Raw genomic sequence first — 10,112 nt, forward strand, 5'->3', positions numbered from 1 at the left:
CACACGATTCCTCTGTAGTTCAGTCGGTAGAACGGCGGACTGTTAATCCGTATGTCACTGGTTCGAGTCCAGTCAGAGGAGCCAAATTTAGAAAAGCCTGCTTTCGAGCAGGCTTTTTGCTTTTTTGCGCCAGGGTGTTTGCCCCATCGAAACCGCGGACATCATCAATACTGTTTTGTCAGCGTCTTCATTTCAGTCAACAGCCAGTGTTCAAAATCCTTGAGCGCAGGTTCATTTATTCCCGTTTCCACAGGTTTAACTAAACAGAATTTTTTACTTACAGACTCCGATTCTGGCCAGGGCGCGACAAGCTCTCCACGACTCAGTTCTTTGTCAACGTACATGCGCGGCACTAGTGCAACGCCTTGTCCCGCCAATGCGGCAGCGATTGCCATTTCATGAAGATCATACCGAACACCCTGCGCCAGATTATCAAGGCTTACCCCGATTTCCCGGGCATAGTGATACCATGCTTGCGGATTCTGCCGTCGGTGAATACGCGGTAGCGCATTTAGCTGTTCATAGACATTCTTGTCCGTTAACAATGCAGGATGGCATACGGGTACTAATGTCTCCTGAAAGAGAAATTGCATCCGCATACCCACCCATGCGGGATGTTCAAAATGAACAACGGCATCAAAACCACTTCCGGTAAGAATGAAAGGGTCAGTTCTGGCCGCAATATTTAATGTAATGTCCGGGTGCAAAGAGTGAAAAGCACTTAAGCGTGGAATAAGCCATCGGCTGGAAAACGTCGGCAGGACGGCGATATCCAGACTTCTGCTGCCCTCAGGCATTCCTGTTATGTACTGGGTATCCCTTTCGAGTCGTTCGAGCGTTTCGCGAACATGATGGGCATACCTCGCACCGACAGGGTTCAGTTTTACACGACTTCCCGTACGGTCAAACAGTCTACAGTCCAGCAACGCTTCAAGGCGCGCAATCTGGCGGCTGATGGCCCCTTCTGTCAGCGAGAGCTCCTCTGCCGCTCGGGCAAAATTACCGTGCCTCGCGGCGGCATCAAAAGCCTGCAGGGACGTGCTGCTGGGAATTTTTCTGCGCATAAAAACCGCCCTTTTTCTCTGTGCATACGATGACCTTTCAGTGATCTAATATCACTAATCAATGAAATAATATCGATTTATAGCCTAAAGAACAGCATATAGCATGATGAAAAGTCATTAAGCAGGTTCATGGGCTTCCTGCTGTTTAGCACTGTGGAGGTGAGTCGATGTTATATATCGTGGAATGCTCGTATAACGATCCGGGAAGCGAGGAAGCGTGGAATGAATTTTACAGCAAGGAAAAATTGCCAGCACTGGTCTCCGTCACTGGATTCAGTTCTTCGCAGCGATTCCGGGCGGTGAAACCTGGCTGCCCTGTTTATCTCGCAATTCATACCGTTAAGGATGCGGATGTTCTCACCAGCGATGATTATCGACAAAAAGGAGGCGGCCATTTCTCCCACGGGCAGGCATACATCACCGACTGGCACCGTAACCTGTATGCGTGTGAAGGCCCGGCACCGGTCGTATCCTCAGATGAAATACTGGTCGTCAGCGCCCGGCCAATCAGCTTTATCGAGACGGAACTGGGGTGCCAGGCACTGAAAATGCAGGCTGTGGGACTGGATAAATCCCCGGAGCATCGCGTTATATACGTTCTGACGCGTGAAAATGCCGCGTTGCTTGCGGAATTACCAGAGGCATACCTCTACGAAGCCCTTACACCACAGGTCTATGCCCGAAACTAACGCGGAGGTATCGATGAACTATCCACTCTTCACATCCTGTCAGATTGGGGATTTTCTGGTCACTGCCTTGAGTGACGGCACTATGTCAGCCAGCCTGGATTTGCTGTCAGGCATTGAAACCGCCGATGCGGAGGCCATTCAGCAAAATGCCGGGATCGTTGAACCCGACAATATCCATATTAACTGCTATCTCATTCGCGGTCGGGGGCGAACCATTCTGGTTGATACCGGTACGGGGGGGCAGAACAAAGTGGGAGGACAGCTAAAAGCAAACCTAACTGCGGCCGGAGTCAGCCCTGATGATGTGGATACCATCTTATTGACGCACGGTCATCCTGACCATATTGGAGGCCTGCTGGATGCTGAAGGACACCCTGTCTATAAACATGCTGAACTTCATCTTCATGCTCTCGAAGCGGAATACTGGTGGGATGATGAAAAACAAAGAATAGCCAGTGAACGCGGGAAACATAATTTCAGGCTCGCCCGTCGCACATTAGACGCTTATGCGCAGAATGTGCGTTTTTTTACCGGGAATGAAATAACAGAAGGCATTCTTCCGGTGTGGCTACCGGGTCACACGCCAGGTCATACCGGATTCCGCATTGGGTCGGGTGATAATGACTTATTAATATGGGGAGATATCGTCCATTACCCTCATATTCAGTTAGCGCAACCGGCCGTTTCCATTTTATTTGACTGTGATCCCACACAGGCCGAAGAAACGCGGAAAAAAATTCTGAAACTCGTTGTCAGACAAAACCTGCTGATTGCAGGCATGCACTTAGGCCCAATCGGGTTTGCTACCGTCTCCATGGTTGAGGGTGGATACCGTATTGCCTGTTCGCAGAAATGAAGGGGATGTACGATGTCGTTCCAGCGCCCTCACCTATACCGCCAGAAACCCGATGAGAGACACAAAAAAATATACCGTAGCTATTATCTGTAATGCCCTATAGGCCCTTCTGATATGACGCCATTCATGCCGCTCTCTGGCGTTCGCTGCTGCAATAGCCGGGTCAGAAGATTCTTTTTTTTCCCTGATCCTGAATGCATTAATAACCCATATGGCCAGTATCAAAGCCACTGAAGCTTTCTGAAGTATGGCGTTATCCATAAAACATGACTCCGGTTGTTCCTTTATGAGAGCAGAATAACCGAACCGTCGCCCTGTAACCACTGTTAGATGTAAATGCGCGGTGACGGAAAGTCAGCCTACCGCGGGCATCTCTTTAGCGGTAGCTATACGACTGGAAACGACCGCAGAAAGATGGCTCCTTTCTGACCGACTGCTTAGCGAGGAGCGGACGGTCGGTTTTAGAGTAATCTAATCCACATGCCAGAGGATCTCTAAAAGAGAATTGTTCGTTTTATCGGGATACTTACAATACCTGCTACGGTGTACTGGGGTAGAGATAAGTTCCCCTTATTTTTTGTGTACACTAGCTTTCCGGCGGATCTCAATCATCCTGATATACATATCCCGAAATTCCTTATCTTGCTTTATTACCATTTCCTTGGGCAAGGATGCTCGTTCGTCATTCCATTCATCAACGACACCTTGGCACGCCTTATAAGCATCATTAACGATATTCTCAGCAGGAACAGTCGTGTTGATATAGGGAATAACATGCTTGTTTAAGCATACGGCGATTGGTGGGCCATAATCATACTCTTCGGCATGTAGGGTAATAGCAATAAGTAGTACAAACAACGTTAAAAATCTCAATTTCATTTTTCCTGCTAAACGATGTGCCGAGAAATTATTGCGCTCTGTGTAATTATCGACTTTGCACAATAGCTCTATAGTTGCCCAACGAAGTTATTATGATTGTTTACACAAAACCTGACAAGTGAGAGAACTCATGTCTTAATAACAAATTAAAAATCGACTACGGCTGCAGCTCATAGCTGCCCTTCAACCTTACTGGAATGATGTAAGCTTCCACGGACATTAACTTTCTCGCCAGTAAGTCTCTCAACAATCTCAATTGCGTCTGGATCACCATGCCAAGCCATGCAACTTAAACAATCGCCACCACAGTCAAGATTCAGAGTTTCTGGTGTTTTGCTCATCGGTTGGCCGCAGGTCTGGCAATTGTTTACTTTCACTGGAATGACATCCTGTTTAGGTTTTCAGTTCAATGTTGCTTAACATAACATGGTTAAGATCGCTCTTGGACTGCACAAAGCCGACAATCAGAGTAGATTTTTTTCATGGTTGCCCGTGCATATCCCACCGAGCAGAACCCATAACGTCGTAAACATGCTGATCAGTAAATGCTGGAAAATTTGCGCGTTTGGAGGCTTCCGTTAGTGCCCGACAATAATCCTTGTCTCCATGCTTAATGATGAAATTCTGCAAGGTGCCATCCATTTTGAAATCCAGATGCACATTACATCTTTTACCATTCCAGGCGTGGGGCTCGATAAGTGCTGCATCTAGTGCTTTTTTTATGCCTGATGCTTGTTCCCCATAGATGTCTTTATCGGTTACTTTGCCTGAGCGGTTATAAGAACACGAATCAAGGGCACTCTTTTTCTGGCAATCTTTTGGGGTAAGCGGGGTGCAACCAGCAATGGTTGCTACCATTACCACCAGCATCAAGATTTTGGTCATGTCCAGGTCCGTTTATGATTTTCCAAAAAGTACCAATACACACCAATGAATCGGGGCATTATGGCATATAAATCAGAGAGGGGGCTTGTGGGCTCATAATCCCACCAATTTTAGGTGGCTACTGTAAAATAGCGGTAAAGAGTCAGGAAGGGCGCAGTAAGGTTAACGTCCAGACCGTGTGGATGGAAATATCCAGTATACAGATGCAGGAACCAACGGCCTACGGTGAAATAAGCAAACCGAACCCGCAATGACGCCGCCCCAGCCTGATAACTGGGGCGTATTTATTTAGTGCGTGGTCACCCAGCGCGGGGCTTTCAAATCCGCCGCAAACAGCCACACCAGTTCACACAGCAGGCCCGTCAGCGTGCGTTCGACCTCCGGCGGCAGCGACTGCCCGCACAGCAGTTGTGTCAGCGACTGGCAGTAGTCGCACAGAACGTCGGCATCAGGTTCAAAACGCTGTGCCACATCGGGCAGTTCGTTGACGGTAAAGCGGCCAATCAGGTGCGGCGGGATAGGCTCGCCCAGCGTCGGACGAAGCAGGGCAAGACAGGCGCCGATACGGCCCAGCAGCGCCATTTTCTGCGCCGGATCCCGGCATTCAATCAAGGTTTCCGCAAAGCGGTCACAGCAGTCGGCTAAGTCGGTAAAATCCGTTGCGGCGCTGAAGGGGATGGTCAGTAGATCGTTGTTGGGATCGAGGAATGTAGTCATAAGACAACCTCCACTAAGTAGTGCGAAACTACCGCCAGCGGAGAGGCTAATCTCACGGGTGGCGGACCAGGCGGGGTTAGCCTTACCGGCCTTAGTGACACCGGCGCGTCTTGCGACGCCCCCACCCGGCCCACCATTGAGGTGTAGCCGTGCGCACGACACAAAAAAGGCGCAGACGCGCCATTGTGTCGTCACTAAGGTTAACATTCAGGAGGCTAATCCCGACACCTGATTTTGCAGGTGCGGCGTGAGGGTACTGCGGTTGGAAGAAGGGGGCAAGGCCGGATTTGGACTTTTTGTGGGGGAGTTGGCTCTGGTAGTCCGTAAGAGCAAGGAACGGACGTAATCTCACACGGATATAATCAGTTTGTCGGAAGCGCTCTAAAAATAGACAGTTCGAATTACAGGAACACTTAGATTTCAAGTGCAGCACGAATTACGGCTTCCATTTTCTCTGGGGTGGTGAACGGTGCAAAACGCCTGAGCGGTTTGCCGTCGCGTCCGATCAGGAACTTAGTGAAGTTCCACTTGATCCGTCCACCCAGCACGCCGGGCAATTCGTTTTTCAAGTAACGAAACACCGGGTGTGTAGCGGCACCGTTGACCTCCACTTTCTCGAACATCGGGAAGCTCACACCATAGTTGATGTGACAGGTCTGCGCAATTTCGTCGGCGCCACCGGGTTCTTGATGACCGAACTGATTGCAGGGGAAACCAAGCACCACCAGCCCCAGGTCGGCGTACTTCTTGTAGAGCACTTCAAGGCCTGCGTATTGCGGCGTGAAGCCACAATGGCTGGCGGTATTAACCACCAGAACCAGCTTGCCCGCGTAGTCGGCCATAGAGATTATCTGACCATCCAGACTGGTGGCCGTAAGTTGATGAAAAGTGGTCATGTCAGAATCCTCAGAGCAGAATCAGTTTGACGTCGACTTTGCCACTCAGCTCGTTCTGCAGGGGCACACGGCGTGGGTCGTGGTCACTACCGGCAGTTCTTTCATGCCAGCTAAGAGCATAGCTGACAGAACGTCAGGCTCCCATACACGCCTGTAGTTTACCCCGTCAAATCCGCCACTGAACCCCGCTCGATAAGCTCACATGGCAGATGGATACGCCCCTGCCCCCTGTGGCCATCTATCTCATCCAGCAAACAATCCATGGCCCGTTCGCCAATCTGGCGGCTCGGTTTCTTAATGGTTGTTAAGCCTGGATACGAAAATTCGCCAGCGGGGATGCCGTCGAAACCCAGAATGGAAACATCTTCACAGCAGCGCAGACCGGCCTGACGCACGGCCATCATCGCACCCAGCGCCATCAGGTCGTTAGCAGCAAATACCGTCAGATGCTTCTGCGTTGCATTTCGTTGTCGCAGCAAGCGATTCATCGACTGAAAACCGCCGTCCACGGTGTAATCGCCGCTCTCGACAGTCAACTGACCAGGATCGATGTCCTGCCCGATACAATAATCGGTGATGGCGTGTAAAAAGCGGATCCTTGCCAGGCGAGACTTAGGCCCGACGATGACGGAAGGCAGGTCGTGCCCCCGTTTTTGCAGGGAACTCAAACCAAGATGAACGCCCTGCTTAATATCTGAGCCGACGCTCGACACCTCGGGAAATCGCTCAGCGCTGGAGCCAATAAAAACAAAAGGCATACCAAAGAAACCCAGAGAGTCAAAGTTATCGGCAACAGGGTTAATAATAGCGCCGTCAACACGCGCTTGCCTGATGGCCCGCAAATGCGCGGCCTCTTTTTCAGCATCCCAGTCCGAAGAAAAAACTAACAATGAGTAACCCTCTTTGATCGCGCGGTCCTGCGCCCCGCGCGTCACATCGGCCCAGAAGGGGTTCGTAATGTCCGGAATCACGATGGCCAGTAAGCCCGTCCGGCCTGAACGCATCCCCATAGCAAGACGATTTCGCTCATAACCGAGCGTCGCTATCGCTTTTAATACGCGCGCCGAAGCCTCTTCAGAGACCGTTATTTTCCCTTCCAACACGCGGGCTACCGTGCTCTTGGACACTCCCGCATATTTCGCCACATCGACAATCGTCGCTCTTCGTTGCTCTTTCCCCTTCAATGCCGCCTCCTGTCAGATAGCTCAGACCGATATATTTTCATTTTATGGGAACGTTGTCATGGGTAAGTTCATCGCTTTTGTGATCCACGGCACCAACCTTCAATGTGGTTAAAAAAACAACTTGAAAGCCTGATTTCTCAGGAGTAGCGTTGCGCTAAATTTAAACCCGTTTCGTTGATGATCGGCCAAAGCAGGAGTTTTCATCATGTTTTCCACCTTAAAATGTGAACGTTCCCATAACATAAACGAATTCCCCAGCTCTTTTTTTTTACCTCGTTTATGAGAACGTTCCCATGCATTCTCAGAGATGCTGGATTTTCTTTTTCCATAAAATGAGAACGTTCCCACCAACAAAGTAAAATCACCCCAGATACCTGAAAACATAGCGTTAACTGACAAATACAAATGACGAAAGGACTAACAAAAATGACCAACAGTTCCAGTACCGATCCACTCTCTTTACAGGGGCGCATCCGCGCAATGCTGTTTGGCGTTGCTTATGGCGATGCTATCGGAGCAACCGTCGAGAAACTCTCTGCAGCGGAAATTCACGAGCGTTATGGCCGGGTGACCTCCATTGATATGGAATGGCACCGCATGGGGCAAAGCGCCACAGCGCGCAACGGACGCGTTCGCGGGGGCGGTATCATCACCGACGATACGCTCATGACGCTTTGCCTGATGTCCGTTTATAACAATAACAAACGCCATATTGATGCCTGGGATATGGCGAAAGATATGGTAAAAGAAATCGCCTGGACTCCCCGCTGGGTGCCTGAGTTACAGCGTGAAGCGATGCTGATTGAGCGCCTGTTCTATCCGGAAAAATGGATTTTCCAGCGACACCAGCTTTCGTCCTGCGATCCGCGTCAGGGGGGAATTGGTAATATGGTGAACTGCGGCGCCGCGATGTATATCGCCCCTGTCGGTGCCGTGAACGCCTGCGACCCGAAAGCGGCATATGATGAAGCCATCACGTTTGCCTCCGGACACCAGCAAAGTTATGGATTAGAAGCCGCCGGGGTGCTGGCGGCAGCGGTTGCGGCAGCCTTTGTTCCCGAGACCACGCTGGAAACGGTGATTAACGAAGCTATCGCACTGGCGAAAGATGGCACCCGGCAAGCCATTATCGACATCGTGGAGGCCGCGCAGCGCCTGAAAAACGCGGAATACGCCACGATCGTCGAGGAATTCCATACTATCATCGGCAAATATTCTCCGATGGGTGACGATGTTGTCCATTCCATACACAAAGCCGGGCGTGCCACCGACGCCTATTGCCCGTCACGGTTGAATACCATTGAAGAATTACCCATTGCCCTCGGTTTCGCGGTAATTAATGAAGGTGATTTCTACAAAACCATTCAGGACGGTATTAATTCCGGTCGCGATACCGATTCCATCGGTGTGATGGCGGGTGCTATTTTAGGCGCCCTGCATGGTGCGAACATCATCGACCCGGCGATTGCCTGCCAACTCGATCGCGTAAATAAATTCGAGCTTATTACCTCTGCCGATACGTTTACCGAAACGGTTATCGCCATTCACGGTGAAGATTATCGACGGGAAGTAGACAAAATCACTGCGCGCCAGCACCTTATCGGCCATTTCAATTAGACATCAACCTCGGTGGTAAACATTACTGAAATGTAATGTTTACCAGGCATCCCTATAACAGGAGATTAAAGGATGACTATGGCAACCGATCCTAAAAAGATAAATTATAAGAATATTTATACGCTCACATTTGGTATCCCTATCATACTTGCCGCAATATACTTTAGTTTTGGCATCAACGCGTTCTGCCTGTCGGTATCGGTTGTCGTTGTCGCGCTTATTGCTAAAGGCATACTAAATGACGTCTACCCGCAGGCGATCGTGTTAATTGGCGGTATCGCCCTGCTGTTGATCGTCGCGTGCTTACTACCGGGAACCCCTCTGGTAAAAGAGAGCTCCGGTTCACGCTTTATCGATATCTTTGTCTCTATTAAGTCTATCTTCAGTTCAAACATGAGCGGGCTGGGTTTAATCATAATGGTTATCGCTGGGTTTTCTCGCTACATGCAGGAGATCGGCGCCTCACAAAAACTGGTCGAGATCTCAGTAAAACCCCTTGGCGTGTTGAAATCCAAATATATCGTGTTAGGCAGTTGCTTTGTTTTAATCCAGATCCTGGCGATTTTCATCACCAGCCCGTCGGGGTTATCGCTGCTGCTGATGTCCACCTTATACCCCATACTGCGCTCTATCGGTTGCAGCAAAGCCGCCGTTGCCGCCGTCATCGCCAGCATCTGTATCAACTATGGCCCCGCAGAAGTGGGCACGATATTAATCTCGCAGCTCGCCAATCACGATCTGTTCTCGTTGTTTCTGCGCATCCAGTTGCCCATGGTCGCTATTGTTTTCCCGTTCATCGGCTTCCTGCACGTCATTATGCAGAAATACTGGGATAATAAAGAAGGAGGAAAAGCAGGCCAAGATGATGATGACTACGGCGTTAAAACCCAGAATCAGCCATCAAAACCGCTTTACTATGCTTTTTTCCCTGTACTGCCGCTGTTGCTGTTATTCTTCGGTTCAAACCTGATGCAGGATTTTCTACCACCGGCATACCGGGTTAATATCGATATCATTTCAGCCTTATTAATCTCCTTCTTTTTGGCTTTCGCCTGCGAATTTATTCAGCATCGCGATATTAAGAACTCGGCGAATCAAATAAAATTCCTTTTCGAACAGATGGGCACTTCCTTAAGCACCATTGTATCGATTATGCTTTGTGCTCAGGTTCTGGCTGAAGGCCTGATAAAGATTGGCTTCGTTAATATATTGTTCTCATCGTTACCGGCCGGTACCCACACGGAGTTGGTGATAGTCGCCTTTTTCTCCTTCTTCATTTTTGTCAGCATCATGATATTAGGCAGCTCATCAACCTTTAATGCGTT

The 10,112-nt window shown here is 49.7% G+C and carries 11 protein-coding genes and 1 tRNA gene; 5 read left to right on the top strand and 7 right to left on the bottom strand.

The window, feature by feature from the left end:
• The first annotated feature begins 8 nt into the window (after positions 1-8).
• Positions 9-84: transfer RNA gene (locus JO226_RS10700), tRNA-Asn, on the top strand.
• Positions 85-164: 80 nt separating this feature from the next.
• Here the strand turns inward: JO226_RS10700 and JO226_RS10705 are convergent.
• Positions 165-1,064, bottom strand: coding sequence for a LysR substrate-binding domain-containing protein (locus JO226_RS10705; RefSeq protein WP_293567387.1), 900 nt, complete (start codon positions 1,062-1,064; stop codon positions 165-167).
• Positions 1,065-1,231: 167 nt separating this feature from the next.
• Here JO226_RS10705 and JO226_RS10710 point away from each other — a divergent pair, with 167 nt between their 5' ends.
• Together JO226_RS10710 and JO226_RS10715 are read left to right on the top strand one after the other, a co-directional pair.
• Positions 1,232-1,753, top strand: a complete 522-nt coding sequence (locus JO226_RS10710) for a sugar ABC transporter (RefSeq protein WP_293567390.1) — start codon at positions 1,232-1,234, stop codon at positions 1,751-1,753.
• 13 nt (positions 1,754-1,766) lie between these two features.
• Positions 1,767-2,609: an MBL fold metallo-hydrolase gene (locus JO226_RS10715; protein WP_293567393.1), complete on the top strand. Its 843-nt coding sequence runs from the start codon at positions 1,767-1,769 to the stop codon at positions 2,607-2,609.
• A 570-nt stretch (positions 2,610-3,179) separates the two neighbouring features.
• On the opposite strand, the gene JO226_RS10720 is transcribed toward JO226_RS10715, so the two are convergent.
• The 6 genes from JO226_RS10720 to JO226_RS10745 all read right to left on the bottom strand — a co-directional run bounded on the left by JO226_RS10720 (position 3,180) and on the right by JO226_RS10745 (position 7,554).
• Positions 3,180-3,488: a hypothetical protein gene (locus tag JO226_RS10720; RefSeq protein ID WP_293567396.1), complete on the bottom strand. Its 309-nt coding sequence runs from the start codon at positions 3,486-3,488 to the stop codon at positions 3,180-3,182.
• A 480-nt stretch (positions 3,489-3,968) separates the two neighbouring features.
• The gene (locus tag JO226_RS10725) at positions 3,969-4,373 is read right to left on the bottom strand and encodes a cell envelope integrity TolA C-terminal domain-containing protein (RefSeq protein WP_293567399.1); all 405 of its coding nucleotides are present in this window, start codon (positions 4,371-4,373) and stop codon (positions 3,969-3,971) included.
• Positions 4,374-4,661: 288 nt separating this feature from the next.
• A complete protein-coding gene (locus tag JO226_RS10730) occupies positions 4,662-5,090 on the bottom strand; it encodes a hypothetical protein (protein ID WP_293567402.1) in 429 nt (142 codons plus the stop codon).
• Positions 5,091-5,503: 413 nt separating this feature from the next.
• The gene (locus JO226_RS10735) at positions 5,504-5,986 is read right to left on the bottom strand and encodes a glutathione peroxidase (protein WP_293567405.1); all 483 of its coding nucleotides are present in this window, start codon (positions 5,984-5,986) and stop codon (positions 5,504-5,506) included.
• A 158-nt stretch (positions 5,987-6,144) separates the two neighbouring features.
• Entirely contained in the window at positions 6,145-7,170 is a 1,026-nt protein-coding gene (locus tag JO226_RS10740) for a LacI family DNA-binding transcriptional regulator (protein WP_293567408.1), read from the bottom strand.
• A 108-nt stretch (positions 7,171-7,278) separates the two neighbouring features.
• A complete protein-coding gene (locus JO226_RS10745) occupies positions 7,279-7,554 on the bottom strand; it encodes a hypothetical protein (protein WP_293567411.1) in 276 nt (91 codons plus the stop codon).
• A 42-nt stretch (positions 7,555-7,596) separates the two neighbouring features.
• Here JO226_RS10745 and JO226_RS10750 point away from each other — a divergent pair, with 42 nt between their 5' ends.
• Both JO226_RS10750 and dcuC read left to right on the top strand, forming a co-directional pair.
• Positions 7,597-8,787 (top strand): ADP-ribosylglycohydrolase family protein, encoded by a 1,191-nt coding sequence (locus JO226_RS10750; protein WP_293567414.1) that lies wholly within the window; start codon positions 7,597-7,599, stop codon positions 8,785-8,787.
• A gap of 72 nt (positions 8,788-8,859) precedes the next feature.
• Positions 8,860-10,112, top strand: a 1,253-nt coding sequence (gene dcuC / locus JO226_RS10755; RefSeq protein WP_293567416.1) for a C4-dicarboxylate transporter DcuC, incomplete at its 3' end; no start/stop codon positions are given.

It is taken from the genome of Pluralibacter sp. (genome assembly GCF_019237635.1).
Taxonomy (GTDB): domain Bacteria; phylum Pseudomonadota; class Gammaproteobacteria; order Enterobacterales; family Enterobacteriaceae; genus Enterobacter_B.

Coding starts and splice junctions, on each gene's coding strand:
- JO226_RS10705 (WP_293567387.1), bottom strand. CDS start 1,064: ATGCGCAGAAAAATTCCCAGCAGCACGTCCCTGCAGGCTTTTGATGCC.
- JO226_RS10710 (WP_293567390.1), top strand. CDS start 1,232: ATGTTATATATCGTGGAATGCTCGTATAACGATCCGGGAAGCGAGGAA.
- JO226_RS10715 (WP_293567393.1), top strand. CDS start 1,767: ATGAACTATCCACTCTTCACATCCTGTCAGATTGGGGATTTTCTGGTC.
- JO226_RS10720 (WP_293567396.1), bottom strand. CDS start 3,488: ATGAAATTGAGATTTTTAACGTTGTTTGTACTACTTATTGCTATTACC.
- JO226_RS10725 (WP_293567399.1), bottom strand. CDS start 4,373: ATGACCAAAATCTTGATGCTGGTGGTAATGGTAGCAACCATTGCTGGT.
- JO226_RS10730 (WP_293567402.1), bottom strand. CDS start 5,090: ATGACTACATTCCTCGATCCCAACAACGATCTACTGACCATCCCCTTC.
- JO226_RS10735 (WP_293567405.1), bottom strand. CDS start 5,986: ATGACCACTTTTCATCAACTTACGGCCACCAGTCTGGATGGTCAGATA.
- JO226_RS10745 (WP_293567411.1), bottom strand. CDS start 7,554: ATGTTTTCAGGTATCTGGGGTGATTTTACTTTGTTGGTGGGAACGTTC.
- JO226_RS10750 (WP_293567414.1), top strand. CDS start 7,597: ATGACCAACAGTTCCAGTACCGATCCACTCTCTTTACAGGGGCGCATC.